Source organism: Streptomyces sp. WAC05292 (assembly GCF_003949955.1).
GTDB classification, from domain to species: Bacteria; Actinomycetota; Actinomycetes; order Streptomycetales; family Streptomycetaceae; genus Streptomyces; species Streptomyces globosus.
Window position 1 is genome coordinate 1 of sequence record NZ_RPSE01000104.1, and the last position, 17159, is coordinate 17159.

15 protein-coding genes are annotated in these 17159 nt (G+C 76.3%); 8 read left to right on the forward strand and 7 right to left on the reverse strand.

Annotated elements, in window-relative coordinates; translation table 11 throughout:
* Positions 1-362: 362 nt before the first annotated feature.
* The 4 genes from EF903_RS14260 to EF903_RS14275 all read left to right on the forward strand — a co-directional run bounded on the left by EF903_RS14260 (position 363) and on the right by EF903_RS14275 (position 2810).
* Positions 363-695, forward strand: a complete 333-nt coding sequence (locus EF903_RS14260) for a hypothetical protein (protein ID WP_125543591.1) — start codon at positions 363-365, stop codon at positions 693-695.
* Positions 696-714: 19 nt separating this feature from the next.
* Complete coding sequence (locus tag EF903_RS35880) at positions 715-1680, forward strand: DUF2637 domain-containing protein (protein WP_125543592.1); 966 nt, start codon at positions 715-717, stop codon at positions 1678-1680.
* Positions 1681-2118: 438 nt separating this feature from the next.
* Complete coding sequence (locus EF903_RS14270) at positions 2119-2385, forward strand: hypothetical protein (RefSeq protein WP_260615269.1); 267 nt, start codon at positions 2119-2121, stop codon at positions 2383-2385.
* A 110-nt stretch (positions 2386-2495) separates the two neighbouring features.
* Complete coding sequence (locus EF903_RS14275) at positions 2496-2810, forward strand: hypothetical protein (RefSeq protein ID WP_125543593.1); 315 nt, start codon at positions 2496-2498, stop codon at positions 2808-2810.
* A 46-nt stretch (positions 2811-2856) separates the two neighbouring features.
* On the opposite strand, the gene EF903_RS14280 is transcribed toward EF903_RS14275, so the two are convergent.
* Positions 2857-3819, reverse strand: a complete 963-nt coding sequence (locus tag EF903_RS14280; RefSeq protein ID WP_125543594.1) for an endonuclease/exonuclease/phosphatase family protein — start codon at positions 3817-3819, stop codon at positions 2857-2859.
* Between the two features lie 99 nt (positions 3820-3918).
* Positions 3919-6012 carry a SpoIIE family protein phosphatase gene (locus EF903_RS14285; protein ID WP_125543595.1) on the reverse strand — a complete coding sequence of 698 codons (2094 nt, stop codon included), beginning with the start codon at positions 6010-6012 and terminating at the stop codon, positions 3919-3921.
* A 308-nt stretch (positions 6013-6320) separates the two neighbouring features.
* On the opposite strand from EF903_RS14285, the gene EF903_RS14290 reads away from it, so the two are divergent.
* The 4 genes from EF903_RS14290 to EF903_RS14305 all read left to right on the forward strand — a co-directional run bounded on the left by EF903_RS14290 (position 6321) and on the right by EF903_RS14305 (position 13167).
* Positions 6321-6686, forward strand: a complete 366-nt coding sequence (locus tag EF903_RS14290; protein WP_125543596.1) for a hypothetical protein — start codon at positions 6321-6323, stop codon at positions 6684-6686.
* A 164-nt stretch (positions 6687-6850) separates the two neighbouring features.
* Positions 6851-10765: a helix-turn-helix domain-containing protein gene (locus EF903_RS14295; protein ID WP_125543597.1), complete on the forward strand. Its 3915-nt coding sequence runs from the start codon at positions 6851-6853 to the stop codon at positions 10763-10765.
* 183 nt (positions 10766-10948) lie between these two features.
* Positions 10949-11794, forward strand: coding sequence for an NlpC/P60 family protein (locus EF903_RS14300; protein ID WP_125543598.1), 846 nt, complete (start codon positions 10949-10951; stop codon positions 11792-11794).
* Positions 11795-11922: 128 nt separating this feature from the next.
* Entirely contained in the window at positions 11923-13167 is a 1245-nt protein-coding gene (locus EF903_RS14305) for a serine hydrolase (RefSeq protein WP_260615270.1), read from the forward strand.
* A 54-nt stretch (positions 13168-13221) separates the two neighbouring features.
* Here the strand turns inward: EF903_RS14305 and EF903_RS14310 are convergent, their stop codons facing one another.
* The 5 genes from EF903_RS14310 to EF903_RS34050 form a co-directional block, all read right to left on the reverse strand.
* The gene (locus EF903_RS14310; protein WP_125543600.1) at positions 13222-13995 is read right to left on the reverse strand and encodes a class I SAM-dependent methyltransferase; all 774 of its coding nucleotides are present in this window, start codon (positions 13993-13995) and stop codon (positions 13222-13224) included.
* A gap of 64 nt (positions 13996-14059) precedes the next feature.
* A complete protein-coding gene (locus tag EF903_RS14315; RefSeq protein WP_125543601.1) occupies positions 14060-15010 on the reverse strand; it encodes an ABC transporter permease subunit in 951 nt (316 codons plus the stop codon).
* Positions 15007-15969, reverse strand: a complete 963-nt coding sequence (locus tag EF903_RS14320; RefSeq protein WP_125543602.1) for an ABC transporter ATP-binding protein — start codon at positions 15967-15969, stop codon at positions 15007-15009. Before EF903_RS14320 ends, EF903_RS14315 begins: the two co-directional genes overlap by 4 nt.
* 34 nt (positions 15970-16003) lie before the next feature.
* On the reverse strand, positions 16004-16468 hold the full coding sequence (locus EF903_RS14325) for a GntR family transcriptional regulator (RefSeq protein WP_125543603.1): 465 nt from the start codon (positions 16466-16468) through the stop codon (positions 16004-16006).
* A gap of 109 nt (positions 16469-16577) precedes the next feature.
* A partial coding sequence (locus EF903_RS34050) for a hypothetical protein (protein ID WP_185902658.1) occupies positions 16578-17159 on the reverse strand: 582 nt, incomplete at its 5' end.

The following is a 17159-nucleotide window of genomic DNA, read 5'->3' on the forward strand; positions in this document are numbered from 1 at the left end:
ACCCCCGCGCCCCTCCGGCGAACGCTCCGGCCTGCGCGGTAAGGCCCCGACGGCCCTCCCGCGGGCAAGGGGCGCGCGTCCGCCGCCGCGCGCCGCGCTGGGTGGCGCATGCGCATCCTCGACCGTTTCCGCTTCTTCGCACCATGCGCCACACGTGTCACTCAGGTCTCCCGAGGGGCGCGGACGGGCCCGGTGGCGCGCCCGCCGAACGTGCAGCACAGACGGGGTGCGGGGCACCGGGCCCACCACCCCCCGGCCCGTGCAGAACCGATAAGAAGACACCGGTCAACGCCGGGTGACACCGGCCGTCCTCACCTGTATGGAGCACAACCCACTCCGGCGGCCCGCGCGTTGGGTGGACTATGACAACAGCACAGCACCGCGCCATGTACCCGCGGAGCATCGACAGCGACGGCGGCGACGTGCGAACCGGCACCACGAAGGCGGGCTCGTGGACGTACGTCCCGACCCCGGCCCACGGGGACCCCGACGCGGGCCCGCTCCTGCGGCGCGGCGCGGACGAGGTGGTCCTGCACTACGCGGCCCCCGCGCTCGAAGCACTCCTGGACACGCTCCGCCGCGTCGAGGTCGCGTGCACGCGGAGGTGGCAGGCCATGGCGTGGCCGGCCGTGCCGGCCACGGCGCACTTCGGCGTGCCCGGCCGCGAGTACCCCGGGCAGAGCCACCGTGTTTGAACCGTACGGTCTCCACGACATGACCGCCGCCCCCCACCCGCACCCGGACACGCTGCTGTTCTGGGCCGGGCAGCACCACGAGCGGCACGAGCGGCACGAGCACCATGACCGGCACACCCTCCTCGGCACGCCGACGGCCGAGGGGAGCGTGCAGTGGGACGCGGCGGAGGAGCTGGCCTACCAGCTCCAGGAAGCCGCGGGCGCCATACAGGCCGAGCCGCTCGACCGGATCGTCTTCGACGAACCGGCCGACCCGGTCGGCCCCGCCGTCGCCGGCCTAGGCGTAGGCGTGGGCGTCGGTGTGGGCACGGGCGCGGGCATGGGCGCGGGCATGGGCATGGCCCCCTCGGCCACCGGCGAGTGGCCGCACCCGCCGGCCCACGCGAGCCACCGACGGCCGACGTCCGGGACTTCGGCCGTGACGCTGCTCCGCACGGGCAGCCTGCTCACCTCCGTACTGGTCGCGGTCATCGCCGCCGTCGTCAGCCTGTTCAGCGGCATGGCGATCTGCGACGCGCTGCGCCACAGCGCCGGGCCCCGGACCGCGCACGACGTGGTGAGCTGGTGGCCGCTGTTGATCTACGGGCCCTGGGTGGTCGCCTCCCTGTCGATCCTCCGGGCCGCCCTGCACCAGCGGCGCGCCATCCACTCCTGGTCGATCGTCCTGCTGTTCTCCACCCTCGCCACACTGCTGTGCCTGGCCCAGGCGCCCAGAACCCTCGCCGGGCAGGCGGCGGCGACGCTTCCGCCGATCGCCGCACTGGCCTGCTTCCAACAGCTCGTCCGCCAGATCACGCTCACGCGACCGCCCCGCCAGCCCTCGCCGCGGCACCGCAACAGCCGCAGCACCCGCACGCCCGCCCCGATGCCGCAGCCGGCGGCCGTCCCGCGCCAGGGGGCCACGGGCCTGCCGGACTTCGCGCTGGCCGACCGCGGCGGCAGCATGCCGCCCGCCCCGGGGCGCAGATTCCGCTACGGGTCCTGACCGCGCGGCGCCGCCCCGCTCCCGCGGGCAGGCCGCACCCCGGCAGAACTCCCCCGCGCGACGCGCTCCACGCGCCGACGGACAGACCGAGACGGCCGGGCGCGGCGCGCCCGGTAACCGGTGGCGACTCCTCGGCACCTCACTCCTTCCCCGGACGGTCGAGGACCGTGATCACGCACTTGTCCGGGAAACGAAGATCGAAAGCGATAGGTCACGGGTTGCCCGCGGCGTCAGTCCTACGGGTCCACCCCACTGACCAGCCGCGAGGTGCAGCGCGGGGCTTCCTGCCCTCCCTCCGCCCCGTGGCCGCCCGGCCCCGGCCGCAGACGCTCCCGCGAAACGCCCCGCACCGGTCCGCCCCCTCCGCGGACCGGGCGTGCGCCGGGCGCCACCGAGCCCTGCGCACACACCACCCCTGCGAAACGAAAGGACACCACCATGGCCTACGAACTCACCCGGACCGAGCGCATCCAGTACCGGCAGCGCCAGGACGACGCGTTCCGGGCCGGCGAGGCGGCCGCCGCGAACCTCAGGGCCGCACTGGCGCTCGCCGGCCTCGTCCTGCCGTCCCTGGGCAACGACGGGCCGGTGGGCTGCCGCGGCATCGTCCGGCTCGGCGGGTGCAGCACGGCCGTGGCCGAGAGGCTCGCCGAGGTCATCGCCGCCGGCGCCCGCGCCCGTGCCGGGCACGACGTGCAGTCCTGAGCTCCGCCGCGGCACCTCCCGCCCCCTCCGGCCCCCGCGCGCCCGCGCTGCGGCCGGATCCACCCGCCACGGCGGCGCCGCCGTGGTTCGCCTTCCCCTACGTTCGGAGTATGCGCATGGACGCGTGGCAGTCCCTCCACAAGGCATCGCGGGCCGCACTCGACCCTTACCGCTTCCCCGGTCTGCGCGGCCTTCCCGCCGACGCGGAACCGGGCGGCACGGAGCCGGAGGACCCGCTCCCCCGTACCGCCCGGTCCTCCGACCCCCTCACGTCCGCCGACCGGCGGCGCCTGGACCTTCAGGCGTGCCTCACCGTGGCGGGCGTCCCGCCGGCCGCCGAGGACCTGCACGCCATCACCGTGCTCTCCGCGGCCGACGACGCCACCTACACGGCCGTCCGGCGGTGGATCACCAACACCTGGTGAGCCGGAGCGGCAGGCGGGGCCGGGCCCGGCCCGCCGACGGCCGGCGTCAGAACCGGATGCGGGCGGCGACGGGCAGGTGGTCGCTGCCCGTCGGCGGCAGCGTCCGGAGCCGGGTGACCTCGGCCCCGCGGGCCAGGACGTGGTCGATGCGCGCCGCCGGCAGCGCCGCGGGCCAGCTGAACGCGAAGTCCCGGGCCGGGCGTCCCGTCCGCCGTACGACCCGTGCGATCCCCCGGTCGTCGACGGTGGCGTTGAGGTCGCCGAGCAGCACGACCCGGTCCATCGGCTCGGCGGCCAGTGCCCGGCCCAGCAGGACGGCGCTCTCGTCGCGCCGGGCGGCGTCGAACCCGTGGAGCGGGCCGACCCGCACCGACGGCAGGTGGGCCACGTAGACGGCGATGTCGCCGTGCGGGGTGCGGGCGGTCGCCCGCAGGCCGCGGTTCCAGCCCTCCCCGACTCCCGCGGGCCGGATGTCCACGGGCCTCGGATCCGCGAGCGGGTGCCGCGACCACAGGGCGACGGTGCCGGCGGCCGCGTGGTGGGGATAGTCCGCTCCCAGGGCCGCGGTGAAGGCCGGCGCGGCGGCGGGCGTCAGCTCCTCCACGGCGATCAGGTCGGCGCCGGTTCGGGCCAGGGCCAGGGCCGTGCCCGCCGGGTCGGTGTTGTCGTCGGCGACGTTGTGCTGGACGGCCCTCAGGTCCGCGGGCTGTTCGGCGCGCGGCAGCAGGAACGCGCCGAACGCGGCCGTCCAGGCGAGCACCGGCAGCGCGGCCGCGCACAGCGCGGTCCGCGACCGGCGCAGCACGGCCCACCCCGCCAGGGGCGGGACGGCCAGGCCGAGCCACGGCAGGAACGCCTCGATCAGGCTCCCCGGCCGCCCCGGCAGGTCCGGCAGGAGCCCCGGGCGGACCAGCAGGGCGGCCGCCGCCGCCGCGAGGAGGGCGGCGCCCCGGCCCCGGCGCCACGACCAGCGTCCTCCCGTGCTCCGCCACGGGCCCGCTCGCCCCATCCCGGCCGCCCCCTCGTACGGCGGACGCCCCCGGCGGGCGGTCCGGCCGAGCGGCAAGACGCCCGCGGCGGCGCCCGCGGTTCCCCCGCCGGCCGCCGGTCAGGCCGGCGGGGGCGGTTTCCGCCGCACCTCCGGGGCGCGGCGGACGCGGGCGAGGACGAGGACGGTGTCGTCGGTCGGCGCCGCGGGGAGCAGCTCGGCGAGGATCCGGTCGGCCGCCTCCTCCAGGGAGAAGAGCGGGCCGGCGAGCAGGGCGCGCAGGGTGTCGATGCCGGTGTCGATGTCCTGGCCCCGGGCCTCGACGAGGCCGTCGGTGTACAGGGCGACGACGGCCCCCTCGGGTATGTGCGCCCACGTCGAGCGGTATGGGACGCCGCCGACGCCGAGGGGCACCCCGAGCCCCTCTCCGACGGTCCGCACGGTGCCGTCGGGGCTGCGTACGAGGGGCGGCGGGTGTCCGGCGTTGGCGATGCGGGCGCCGCCGGTCCGGGCGTCGTAGACCAGGTAGAGGCAGGTCGCCCAGTCGATGCCGGACTCCTCCGCGCAGGCGTCGAGTTCGGCGAGGAGGTCGGCGGGCTCGGCGGTGTGCCGGGCCAGGGTCTTCGCCGTGATCCGCAGCCGGCCCATGTTCGCGGCGGCGGGCACCCCGTGCCCCATGACGTCGCCGACGACGAGGGCGACCCGGTCGCCGGGCAGGGCCACCGCGTCGTACCAGTCGCCGCCGACCTGGGTCACCCGGCTGCCGGGCAGGTAGCGGTGGGCGATGTCGACGTGCGGCCCGGCGGCCGGGGCGCTGGGCAGCAGGGCGTGCTGGAGGGTGAGCGCGATGTCGTGGATCCTGCCGTAGAGGCGGGCGTTGTCCAGGCAGAGGGCGGCCCGGGAGGCGAGTTCCGCGGCGAGGCTGAGGTCCTCGTCGGCGAAGGCGGGCCGTGCCGCGGACCGGCCGAACATGGCGATGCCCTGGACGGTGCCGCGGGCGATCAGCGGCGCCACGAGGATGCAGTCGAAGCCGCTCTGAAGGAGCAGGCGGGCGCGCCCGGGGTGGGCGACGGTGCGGGTGACGAACTCGTGGTTCACCGGGACGGCGAGGGGGCGGCCGGTGCTGACCATCCGGTGGATGCTGGAGCCGGGCGGGTAGGTCACGCGGTCCGTGCCCTTGATGAGCTCCTCGGCGGGCGCGGGCAGGACGGTCCCGGAGGCGATCCGGCGGGTGATCAGCGGCCGCTCGGGGTCGAAGTCCTCGTCCTCGTCCATCCATTCGACGCGTTCGACGACGCAGCCGTCGCAGAAGTCGGGTACGGCCGCCTCGACGAGTTCGCGGGCGGTGGTGTCCAGGTCGAGGGTCGTGCCCACGCGGGCGGCGGCCCTGTCGAGCAGGGCCAGCCGCTGCCGGGCGGCGGTGGCCTCCAGGATGGCCTGCTCGCGGTCGGTGACGTCGAGGAGGAGACCGCCGACGCCGCGCCGGCTGTCGCCCGCTCCGCTCAGCGGGAAGAAGCTCACCGAGCGCACCTGGTCGCGGTCGGGTCGGCCGGGGGTGCGCAGGCCGAGCAGGGCGCCGACGACGGAGCGGCGGCCGCGGGCCACGTCGCGCAGGGTGCGCTGGAGCTCCCCGCCGTCGGAGGTGATCATGATGTCGGCGGCGTGGCGGCCGAGGTGGTCGGCGAGGGGGATGCCGTCCATGTCGGCGAGGGCCTGGTTGAGGTGGACGTAGCGCAGGTCCTCGTCGAGCATCACGAGGCCGATGGGGCAGGTCTCGAAGAGGGCGTCGAGGAAGAGGAGGTTGGTCTTGACGCGGTCGAGCTCCTCGCCGCGGGCGGCCAGCCCGAGCACGACGGTGCCGCCGCCTGCGCCGGCCATGGGGAACACCCGGAAGCCGCAGTCGAAGATGCCGCCGTCGCGGTGCCGGGCGGGCATGCGGACCCGCCAGTAGCCGAGGGTGCGGGCGCGCTCCACGAGCCGGGCGGCGGCGTCGGGGGCGTCCGGGGGCGGCTCGGGGAAGAGGACGGCGGCGGGCCGGGAGAGGACGTCGGCGGCGGCGTGGCCGAAGAGCTGCTGGGCTCCCGGTCCCCAGTGGGCGATCCGTCCCGCTTCGTCGAGGGCGAAGACGGCCACGGCGACCTGCTCCAGCAGGGGCCCCGGCTCCGACAGGAGCGGGCCGGGGCCGCTTTCGCCCCCCGGCCGTTCCGGTGGCATCGGGCGGCCCCCTTCCACGCAGGCGGTCTCGGGACCCGCGCCCGGCACGGGCCACTGCCTCAATTCTGCGCGCGGTCGCGCCGGAGGACATCACGGATCGGCCCCGCAGCCGTCCGGGGCCGATCCGGGAGCCGTTCCGGGTACCGCCGCACGGGTGGGCCGGGGTTGCCTCCCGGACGGCATCCCCGCAGGCCGGAAGGGGTTTCCCGGGGCGGCGGCGGACGGGAGACAGGAAACGCGTCGACCTCCGGGGGCGCCGCGGACAGGCTGGAGCCGTCAGCACGAACGCAACCCCCAGGGGGAAACCGATGCGCAAGATGATCCGCGGCGCCGCCGCACTCGCCACCGCCGCCGCGGCCGTCGTCGCACTCGGCGGGGCGGCCCAGGCCAAGCCCGCCGGCGACTGGGCGGGCTGCCCGTCCGGGGCGGTCTGCATCTACCCGCAGAACCAGAACCCGGCGGTGAAGCCGACCCACGTCTTCTACAGCTACGGCGCGCACAAGATCTACAACCAGTACGGAAACCACTGGGTGCTGAACAACCAGACCGGCGGCGCCACCGCCGCGCTGTGCACCGGCTCCGGCGGCACGGGCTGCGGCGGCCGCATCGCCGCGCAGACCGGCGTCTACGCCGACCTCACGCCCGTCAACTCCGTCGCCCTGTACCGGCCGTAGTCCTGGGCCGGTTGTTCGCAGCGCCTCCCGGAGCCGCCTTGCGGCGGGCCCGGGAGGCCTTCCGCATGCGCGTTTTCCGGCCACGGCCGTCACAGCACGTACAGGGCCGTGCGCACTCCGCTGTAGCCTTGGGCTGCCATCTCACGACCTCGGCGCACACTGCCATGGGGGATGCCGTGGGCGACCCGGAGAGCGGGCGGAACACGACACACCGGTACGGTCCTTCCGAAGCCGCCGACACCGCGCAGGGCGCGCCGGCCGCCGAGGCGGAACCGGCCGCGAGCGGAGCCGGGGCCGCGGCGCGCTCCTTTCCCGCCCAGTTGCGCAGGCTGCGCGCGGAGCGCGGCCTGTCGCTTGCGGGGCTCGCCCGCCAGACCCATTACAGCAAGGGCTACCTGAGCAAGATCGAGACCGGGGTGAAGCGGGTCACCCCCGATGTCGCGCTGCGCTGCGACCGGGTGCTGGAGGCCGGCGGGGCGCTGGTACGGCTGGCCCGGGAAGCGGACGCCGCGTCCGGCCGGGCGGACGCCGCGCAGGACGCGCCCGCGGCGCCGGCGGCGCCCTGGCAGGCGGAGGGCGAGTGCCCCTACCGGGGTCTGGCGGCCTTCACCCCCGACGACGCCGACTGGTTCTTCGGCCGGGAGCGGGCCACGGCAGCGCTGGTGGAGCGGGTCTTCGAGCGCATCGGGCGCGGCCCGCTGCTGCTCGTCGGCCGGTCCGGGGCGGGGAAGTCGTCCCTGCTGAACGCCGGTCTGGTGCCGGCCCTGCGGCGCGGGGGCGGTTTCCCGATGGCGGGCGCCGACGCCTGGCCCGTGATCAGACTGACCCCGACGGCGCATCCGCTGCAGGAGCTGCTGGACTGCACCGCGAAGGCCCTCGACGGCGATCCGGGCATCGGCGTACGGGAGTTGCGGCAGCGGCCCGAGCGGCTCCTGGAGGCGGTGCACCGGCTCTCCGGCGGCGCCGGCGGGGCCGAGCCGGGCCCGGCGGAGGGCGCGGCCCCGTACCGGCGGCACGGGCTGCGGCCGGTTCTGCTCGTCGACCAGTTCGAGGAACTTTTCACCCTGTGCTGCGACGAGGAGGAGCGGCGGGCGTTCGTCCGGGTCCTGTGCGCCGTGTCCGCGGCGCGGCGGGCCGACCGGGCCGGCCTGGACCCGGCGGTGGTGGTCCTCGGCATCCGCGCCGACTTCACCGCCGGCTGCCTGGACCTGCCGGAGCTGGCGTCCGCGCTGGCGGACGGGCTGTTCGTCCTGCCGGCGATGACCGTGGCCGAGCTGCGGGAGTCCGTCACGCGGCCGGCCGCACGGGCCGGCCTCGCCCTCGAACCGGGCCTGGTCCCGCTGCTGCTGCGCGACGCCGGGGTGCGGGGGGCGGCGGCCGGCCCTGCGGCCGCCTCGGGCCTCGCGGCGCCGGCCGGTGCGCTGCCGCTCGTCTCCCATGCCTTGATGGCGACCTGGCAGCGGCGCGAGGGCACCGCCCTGACCGTCGCCGGGTACGAGCACAGCGGCGGCATCCAGGGCGCGGTCGCACAGACCGCCGAGAACGTCTTCGCCCGGCTGTACCCGGCCGAGCAGCGGGTGCTGCGCCCGATGCTGCTCGGCCTGGTCCACGTCGGCGACGGGGCCGCGGCGACCCGCCGCCGGATGCGGCGGGCCGTGCTGCTGGAGCAGTCCGCCGACCCGGGCGCGGCCGGGCGGGCCCTCGACGCCTTCGTCCGGGCGCGGCTGGTCACCGCCGACAGCGAGACCGTGGAGATCGCGCACGAGGCGCTGCTGCACGCCTGGCCGCGGCTGCGCGGCTGGATCCACGCCGACCGCGACGGGCTGGTGGTGCACCGGCGGCTCGCCCGTGCCGCCGAGGAGTGGGAGCGCGAGGGGCGCGACCCCTCCGTCCTCTACCACGGCACCCGCCTGGCCACCGCCCGGACGTGGGCCGACGAGCTGGGCGGCCGGGCCCGGCTCACCCCCCTGGAGGCGGAGTTCCTGCGGGCGGGTGCGGCCGCCGAGGAGGCCAGGCGGGAGCACGACCGGCGCCAGGTCCGGCTCCGGCAGCGGATGCTCGCCCTCCTCGTCGTCCTGCTGGTGCTGGCGCTGACCGCGGGCGGGCTGGCCTACCGGCAGCGGGAGGCCGCCCTCGGCCAGGAGCGGCAGGCGCGGTCGCAGGCGCTCGCCGCGCAGTCCGCCGCGCTGGCGGCCGGGCGGCCCGAGGAGTCGCTGCGGCTGGCGCAGGAGGCGTACCGCACGGCCGCCACCGCGGAGGCGCGCGGCGCGCTGCTGAGCACCCAGGCCCAGCCCTTCCTCGCCCGGCTCGGCGGCCACAGCGGGCCCGTGAACGCGGTGGCCTTCGCTCCGGGCCGCGGGCTGCTGGCGAGCGCCGGGTCCGACGGGAGGGTGCTGCTGCGCCGGGTGTCCGACCGGAAGACGACGGCCTCCCTGACCATGCCGGGCCGGGTCCGGCACATCGCCTTCAGCCCCGACGGGAGCCGGCTCGCCGCGACGTCCACCGAGGGCCCCGTACGGCTGTGGGACACCTCGGGCGGCAGCGCTCCGGCCGTGCTCCCGGCGGACACCGCGGACGCGCGCGCCCTGGCGTTCTCCCCCGACGGGCGCACGCTCGCGGCCGCGATGCCGGACGGCCGGGTGCTGCTGCGGGACGCAACCGGCGGGACCGGCCTCCCGACCGTCCTCGCCGGGCACACCGGGAAGGTGAACGCCCTGTCGTACGCGCCGGACGGGCGGACCCTGGCCTCGGCCGGCTCGGACCGGACGGTCCGGCTGTGGGACACGGCCGGCGCCCGGAGCCTCGCCGTGCTCGAAGGGCACACCGCGGAGGTCCTCGGAGTGGCGTTCGCGCCGGACGGGCGGAGCCTGGCCAGCGGGGGCGGGGACCGCACCGTCCGGCTGTGGGAGGCGGCGCAGCGCCCGGCGACGGCGACCCTGACCGGGCACAACGACGACGTCAACGGTGTCGCGTACACGCCCGACGGCGCGGCGGTGGTCAGCGCGGGCGGCGACGGGACGACCCGGCTGTGGGACGTCCGCAGCGGCCGGCAGACCGCGGCGCTGTCCGGGCACACCGACTACGTCCTCGCGGCGGCCGTCGACGCGCGGGGCGCGGTGCTGGCGACCGCCTCGTTCGACCAGTCGGTGGTGCTGTGGGACCTGCGCGGGCGGGCCCTGGCGGCGCGTCCGTTCACCGAGTTCTGGCGGGTTGCGTTCAGCCCGGACGGCGCCCTGCTGGCCACGGCGTGCGGCGACCACTCGGTGCAGTTGTGGGACGTACGGGGCCGGCGGCTGCTCCGGCGGCTGGAGGGGCACTCGGAAGCCGTGTACGCGGTGGCGTTCTCCCCCGACGGGCGGACGGTGGCCTCGGCGGCCTCCGACGGGTCCGTCCGGCTGTGGGACTCCGCCGGACGGACCGGGCCGGCGGTGCTGCCGGGGCATACGGGCGCCGTGTTCTCGGTGGTGTTCTCCCCGGACGGGCGGACCCTCGCGTCGGCCGGTTCGGACCGCACGGTCCGACTGTGGGACGTGCCGGGGCGGGCGCCGCTGGCCACGCTGACGGGCCACACCGACTTCGCGAACGACGTCGCGTTCGGCCCCGACGGCCGCACCCTCGCCAGTGCGGGCGACGATCTGACGGTCCGCCTGTGGGACGTGCCGGGCCGTCGGCCGCTGGCCACGCTCACCGGCCACACGGGGGCGGTGCGGGCCGTCGCGTTCGGCCCTGACGGGCGGTCGCTCGCGAGCACCGGCAACGACGGCACGGTCCGGCTGTGGGACCCGCGGCGGCACACCCTCGCGGCCGTCCTGGCCGGGCACACCGGTTCCGCCCGCGGCATCGCCTTCTCCCCCGACGGCCGCACCCTTGCCAGCAGCGGCAACGACCGCACGGTCCGGCTGTGGGACGTGGCCGGCCGGCGGCTGCGGGCGGCGCTGTCGGGCCACACGAACGCGGTGTGGGGCGTGGCGTTCAGCCCCGACGGGCGCACCGTCGCGAGCAGCGGCAACGACGGCACGGTCCGGCTGTGGGATCCCGAGCCGGCCGCCCGGCGCGCGGAGCCGCCCGAACTCCCCTGACGGGCGGGGGTTTCCCGGGGGTTTCCCGTTGCCCGTCCGGGTGGGGTGGCGCGGCGGGGTCGACGCGGCGGGCGGCGCTCGGCCAGTGTCGGGGTGCGGGCGGCGTCCCACCCCGAGAGCGGCCCGCCCGCCTCCTGACACGTGCTCACCGCGCGCCGACTCCACACGAATCGAGGGATCCGCATGCTTCGCCGGTCCGGCCCCGTCTGCACGCTCATCGCACTCCTGGCCGTCCTGCTGGGGGCGCCCGCGCCTGCGGCAGCGGCCGCCGACGACTCCTGCCGCGTCCTCGCGCCGGGCGCCTCCGCCGCGGCGGAGCGGGCCGTCGCCGCCGCCTGCGAGCAGGTCGCCGCCGGCGTCTGGTACACGTGGGGCGGGGGCCACGGCCCGGAGCCCGGGGCCACGTACGGCCAGGTGGACCCGAGCGACCCGGCGAGCGAGCACGATCCCGAACGGCTCGGCTTCGACTGCTCGGGCCTCGTCCGGTACGCGTACGCGCGGGCCACCGGCTCGGACATCCTGAACGGGGTGGCGTCCGCCCAGTACTACACGCACCGCGCGGCCGGACGCTTCACCGCGGCGCAGGGGCTCGCCCCGCTGCTGCCCGGCGACCTGCTCGTGTGGGGGACCTCCCGGGACCTGCACCACATCGCGATCTACCTGGGTGCGGGCAGGATGGCGGAGGCCCGGCAGTCCGGGACGAAGCTGATGGTCAGTGACGTCCGGCTGAACTCCGGCTACCACGGGGCCGTCCGCGTCAACCCCGGTCCCGTCGAGGGGCCCCTCTTCCGGACGTGGGGCACGGGCGTGTGGACGAAGGCCGAGCCGAAGCTGTCCGCGGCCCGCGTGTACGCCTTCCCCGGCCCCACGACCATCCGCGTCGGCTGCCAGAAGCACGCCGAGGAGGTCACCTCGGACGGCTACACCAACGACGTCTGGTCCTACCTGCCGGACTACGACGCCTGGATGACGAACATCTACATCCAGGGGCCCGCATGGCTGGACGGCGTCCCCGCCTGCGGCACCTGACCGGCCGCGCCGTACGGGCCGGCCGCCGGACGGCCCGTACGATCCCCCTTTCCCCGGCACCGTGCGGCCGCCCGGGCCGCACAAGCGCCGTACTCCCCCCACTCCGTACCGAAGCGTCGAGGAGCCCCGTGCACCTGTCCTCCCACGCCCGCCGCCTGACCGCCGGGGCCGCCCTGCTGGCCCTCGCCTCCGGCCTGGCACCCGCCGCGGCCGCCCACGCCGCGCCGCTCACCCCCACCGCCGCCGCGCCGCCTCCGGCGCCGGCGCACGCCCCCGACGCCGCAGCCCTGGAGCGGGCGCTGCGCGCGGCCACCGCGGCCGGGGCGCCCGGGGCGATGGCCCGGTTCACCGGCCCCGGGGGCCGGGTCCTGGCCCGGACGACCGGGGTGCGGGACCGGGACAGCGGTGCGGCGATGGACATCGGGGCCCGGTTCCGGATCGGCAGCGTCACGAAGACGTTCTCCAGCGTCGTCCTGCTCCAGCTGGTCGACGAGGGGCGCCTCGGCCTGGACGACCCGGTGGGCCGCCACCTGCCCGGGCTGCTGCCCGACGACCGGATCACCGTCCGGCACCTGCTGGCCCACCGCAGCGGCCTCGCCGACTACACCGAGGCCATGTTCGCGCGGACCGTGCCCGGCTTCGAGGCCGTGCGGAACAAGGTGTTCGAGCCGCGGGAGCTGGTCCGCCTGTCCCTGCGCGAACCGCGGACGAACGAACCGGGCGCGGCGTACGCGTACTCGAACACCAACTTCGTGGTCGTCGGCATGCTCATCGAGAAGGCCTCCGGCCGCAGCGTGGGCGAGGAGTACCGGCGCCGCATCATCGGACCGCTGCGGCTGCGGGACACCGCGTACGTGCACCCGGCCACGGCGATCCGCGGCCGGCACGTGCGCGGCTACCTGCACCCGGACGAGCCGGGCCGGCCGGTGGACTCCACCGAGCAGACGGCGTCCTGGGCTCAGGCGGCCGGCGCGATGATCTCCGCTCCGGCGGACCTCAACACCTTCGTCTCGGCGCTGCTCGGCGGACGGCTGCTGCCCGCGCCGCTGCTGGAGGCGATGCTCGCCGCGACGCCGACGGACGCGACGGGCACCCGCTCCTACGGGCTGGGGCTGCGCCGCTACGACCTGTCGTGCGGGGTGCCGGTGTACGGGCACACCGGCACCGTGCAGGGCTACTACACGTACGCCTTCGCCACGCGGGACGGCCGGCGGTCGCTGGCGGCCGTGGCGAACACCTCGAACCGGGGCCAGGCGAACACGGCCCTGGGCGGCACGCTGGAGGCGGCCTTCTGCGGGGCGAAGGCCGCCGCGCCGCGGTCCGGGCGCGGCTCCTCCGTCCGGGTGGAGGCGGACCTGCCCGAGCACGGCTGACGCCGGGCCCGGGGCTCCCGTACGGCCGGCGCCCCCACGGGGGTGGGGCGCCGGTCAGGCGGTGACGCGGATCTTGGACTGGCCGTGGCCGAGCTGCTCCCAGTCGTCCATGAACCGGGCGGTCAGGCCGTGCCGGGCGGCGAGGTCGACGAGGGTCTGGGTGCGGTAGTAGAAGTCCTCGCGGAGGACCTGGTGCTCCTCGCCCTCGGTGCGGTCGAAGGTGAAGTCGAAGAAGCCGCCGGGGGCCAGGACGCGGCCGACGTGGGCGAGGCACTCGTCGATGACCTCGATGGGCGAGTGGGAGAAGACGCTGTGGGCGTGCACGACGTCGAAGTGCGCGGTCGGCAGGAACTCCAGCTTGAGGTCCTGGGTGATGGTCAGGTGCGGCAGCTTGTCCTGGAGTCTCTGCCGGGTGAGGGTCTGCTTGGCGGAGATGAGGATGTCGGGCGAGATGTCGATGCCGTAGTAGTGCCCGGGGTGGAGGTGCTCGATGAAGCGCCAGCCGGCGCGGAGGTTGCCGCAGCCGATGTCGAGCATGCGGTGGTGCGGGGCCAGGCCGTGTCCGAGGAGGTAGTCGAACTGCATCTTGCCGAGGGCGAGCCATCGGTCGTGGGTCTGGCTGCCGACGGCGGCCTCGGGGTTGCGGGCGGTGTCGGAGGCCATGACGGCCCGGTAGTAGGAGACGTGGTCGCGGTGCTTGGTGCGCAGCCAGCCGTCTCGGGCGGCCCGGCGGACGTAGCCGCCGATGCGCTCCGGGTGGCGCAGGGCGTAGCGGACCTTGTGGACGACGCTGGAGCGGTCGGCGGTGAGGTTCTTCTTGGTGGCCACGAGGTGTTCCTCCAGGTGGTGGGTGGGTGGAGGGCCCCGGCGTACGGGGCCTCCCCCGCGGGTTTCAGACTAGGCCGCGGCGGCGGTGCAGCAGGACCGCCGTCAGGGCGACGAGGGCCGCGGCGAGTCCGAGGTAGACGGCCGTGTCGATGGCCTGGAAGGTCCAGAAGTCGGAGCTGGGGTACACCTTGTGGACGCGGCCGGTGTAGCCGTGCTCGGCCATGCAGACGCGCAGTTCCTCGCCGGAGAGCGCGCAGTTCTCCAGGGGGTGCTGTACGCCGTCGGGGGTGAGGTAGCGGTAGCCGGCCGACCAGCCGCTGCCGATGAGCCGCTTGGGTGTCATGCCTGGTGTGATGCGGTCGACGGGGGTGACCCAGTCGCGGCGGAAGAAGGTCAGGAAGGCGGTGGTGGCCAGGACGGCGACCGCGGTCAGGCCCATCGCGGGCAGGGTGCGGCGTACGAGGAGGCCGATCGCGGTGCCCGCGGCGAGGGCGAACAGGGCGGCGGCGACGGCCGCGGGGCCGGTGCCGCTGAGGATGTACGGGTCGAACCAGTAGACGCCGTCCTTCATGTTCGCGATCGGCTCCCACCACCAGGCGAGGAGGGCGGCGACGGCGGCGGACAGGGCGGTGGCGCAGAGCGCGGCGAGGCCGAGGCGGGCCGCGAACCAGTGGCGGGCGCCTGCCCCCTGGGTGAGGGCGAGCGTGACGGTGCCGCGTTCGATCTCCCGGCCGACGAGGGGGGCGCCCCAGAACATGCCGATGGCGGCGGGCAGCAGGACGGCCAGGGTGCCGAGGGCCCGGATCCCGGGCGTGTGGTCGAACACGGCGACCTCGACGTCGACGGGGCAGGCGCCGTTCCAGCCCTTGCAGGCGGTCAGGTCGTGGCCGCCGACGATGTCGGCGAGCTCGGCGTGCCGGACGGCGACCCAGACGGTGCAGGCGGCGACGAGGAGGAGGCCGGCGAGGGCCGGCAGGCGCTGCTGGCGCCAGGCGAGCCAGAGGGTGCCGTTCACGCGGCGGCTCCCGTCTGCGCGGTGCGCGCGGGGTGCGGGGCGGCTGGACCGGGCGTGGTGGTGTCGGGCGCGGAGCGCAAATGGGCGAGGAGGAGTTCCTCCAGCGAGGGCGTCGCGGTGATCCACCGGGCGTCGGCGCCTGCCGGGAGGGCCGAGCCGGGGGCGTTGCGGATGACGGCGGTCAGCTGCCGGCCCGTGGTCGCGGCGTGCACGACGGCGGAGCGGTCGGCGGCCGCGGGCAGCCCGTCGGGGGTGTCCGGGTCGGCGCGGCCGGTGACGCGGGAGTAGGCCTCCCGCAGGTCCTGGGTGTCGCCGGCGAGCCGGATCCGACCGCCGTGGAGGAGCAGGACGTGGTCGCAGACGTCCTCCAGTTCGGGCAGCACATGGGAGGAGACCACCACGGTGATGCCGCGCTCCGCGGCCTCGGCCATGAGCAGGCCGGTCATCTCGTGCCGCACCAGCGGGTCGAGGTCGGCGAGCGGTTCGTCGAGCAGGAGGAGGTCGGCCTGCTTGCCGAAGGCGAGGGCGAGGGCGACGCGGGTGCGCTTGCCGCCGGAGAGGCTGCGGATGCGCGCCTTCGGGGGGATGTCGCCGTCGCGGACGATGCGCTCGGCCTTGGCCGCGTCCCAGCGGCGGTTCAGCCTGCGGCCCAGGTCGAGGGTCTCCGCGACGGTGAAGTCCTGGTGGAGGGGCTTGCCCTGGCCGACGAAGGCCGTGCGCTCCCGTGCCGTGCGGGTGCCGGGGGCGGCGCCGAAGACGCGCATCTCCCCTCGAGTGGGCCGCAGCAGGCCGGTCAGCAGGTGGAACAGGGTGCTCTTGCCGGCGCCGTTGGGGCCGACCAGGGCGGCGATGCGGCCGGCCGGGAGTTCGAAGCCGCAGTCGGCGAGGGCTTCCTTCCCCCGGAAGGAGTGGTGGATCCCCTGGGCCCGTATCGCCGGCGGGGCGGTCGGGTCGTTCACGTGTTTCCTCTCGTGGCGGTGCGTCCGCGCCTGGTCAGGGCGCGGACGCGGGGTCCGCCGGGTCGGTCGGTGCCGGGTGGGCCGGGGCCGGGGCCTTTCCGCCGTCCGCTGCCGCGCCGGGCGGGGCCGTGTCGGCGAGGGCCGCCTCCACGAGCGCCAGGATGTCGGCGCGCCCGAGCCCCGCCGCCTGGGCGCGAGCCGTCCAGGCGATGAGGTCGGCGCGCAGCGGCGAGTCGGCGGCGGCCTCGGGCCGGGAGAGCGAGCGGGTGACGAACGTGCCCCGCCCGGGGCGCGGTTCGACGAGCCCCTCGCGCTCCAGTTCGCGGTAGGCCTTCAGCACGGTGTTCGGGTTGATGGCGGTCGCCTCGACGACGGCCCTGGCGGTGGGCAGCCGGTCACCGGGCTCCAGCACGCCGAGCCGGAGCGCCTGCTTGACCTGGTTGACGAGCTGCAGATACGTGGCCACACCGCTGTGCCGGTCCACCTGAAACTCGATCATTCCCGCTCCTGCACCATTCCACTAATGTGTTAGTGGAATGGTGCAGCGGTTGATCGACTTTCGTCAAATCGCGCGCGGAGGGGCCCGGGGCCGGCACCCCGGGCCCGTGTCAGGTCCGGCGCCGGGCGGTGGCCGTGAGGGCCCGGATGCGCTCGCTGAAGTCCGGTGCGGGCAGCGGGAGTTCGAGGTCGTCGTCGACGTAGTTGACCGCGGCCGGGACGTATTCGAGGACGGCGTCCACCGCGGCCCGGCCGGGACCGGGGCCGGGACCACCCGGCCGCATCGCCCGCAGCACGCGCAGCGCCGTCGGCAGGGCCGCCTCCGCCGCTGGGGCGGTCTGGCGGTGCCACCAGGACGCCTGCCGGTTCTCGCCCAAGGCGAGGTGGTGGAGGTAGAGGCAGTAGGAGGCGATCGGGTCGCCGGCTCCGGAGGCGTACTGCCACCAGAAGCGGGCCGAGTCCTCCGTGTCGGCGAGCAGCAGGATGCAGCCGAGGACGCGGGCCCCCGCGGGCTGCGGGAGCGACTGGGTGAGGAAGTCCCCGCCGAGGGCGGTGACGGCAGCCCCGCTGACGGCCGCTTCGCACAGCGCCCGCAGGTCCTGCGCCGCCGCCCGCATGGCCGCCTGCCGCTCGGCGGCTCCGGCGGGGGCGGGCGGGCCTCCGCCCGGGCGGCGCGCGCGGAGGTCCTCGTC

Bases quoted from the DNA above. Each gene is read 5' to 3' on its own strand.
- EF903_RS14260 (WP_125543591.1), top strand. From the start codon at position 363: ATGACAACAGCACAGCACCGCGCCATGTACCCGCGGAGCATCGACAGC.
- EF903_RS35880 (WP_125543592.1), top strand. From the start codon at position 715: ATGACCGCCGCCCCCCACCCGCACCCGGACACGCTGCTGTTCTGGGCC.
- EF903_RS14270 (WP_260615269.1), top strand. From the start codon at position 2,119: ATGGCCTACGAACTCACCCGGACCGAGCGCATCCAGTACCGGCAGCGC.
- EF903_RS14275 (WP_125543593.1), top strand. From the start codon at position 2,496: ATGCGCATGGACGCGTGGCAGTCCCTCCACAAGGCATCGCGGGCCGCA.
- EF903_RS14280 (WP_125543594.1), bottom strand. From the start codon at position 3,819: ATGGGGCGAGCGGGCCCGTGGCGGAGCACGGGAGGACGCTGGTCGTGG.
- EF903_RS14285 (WP_125543595.1), bottom strand. From the start codon at position 6,012: ATGCCACCGGAACGGCCGGGGGGCGAAAGCGGCCCCGGCCCGCTCCTG.
- EF903_RS14290 (WP_125543596.1), top strand. From the start codon at position 6,321: ATGCGCAAGATGATCCGCGGCGCCGCCGCACTCGCCACCGCCGCCGCG.
- EF903_RS14295 (WP_125543597.1), top strand. From the start codon at position 6,851: ATGGGGGATGCCGTGGGCGACCCGGAGAGCGGGCGGAACACGACACAC.
- EF903_RS14300 (WP_125543598.1), top strand. From the start codon at position 10,949: ATGCTTCGCCGGTCCGGCCCCGTCTGCACGCTCATCGCACTCCTGGCC.
- EF903_RS14325 (WP_125543603.1), bottom strand. From the start codon at position 16,468: ATGATCGAGTTTCAGGTGGACCGGCACAGCGGTGTGGCCACGTATCTG.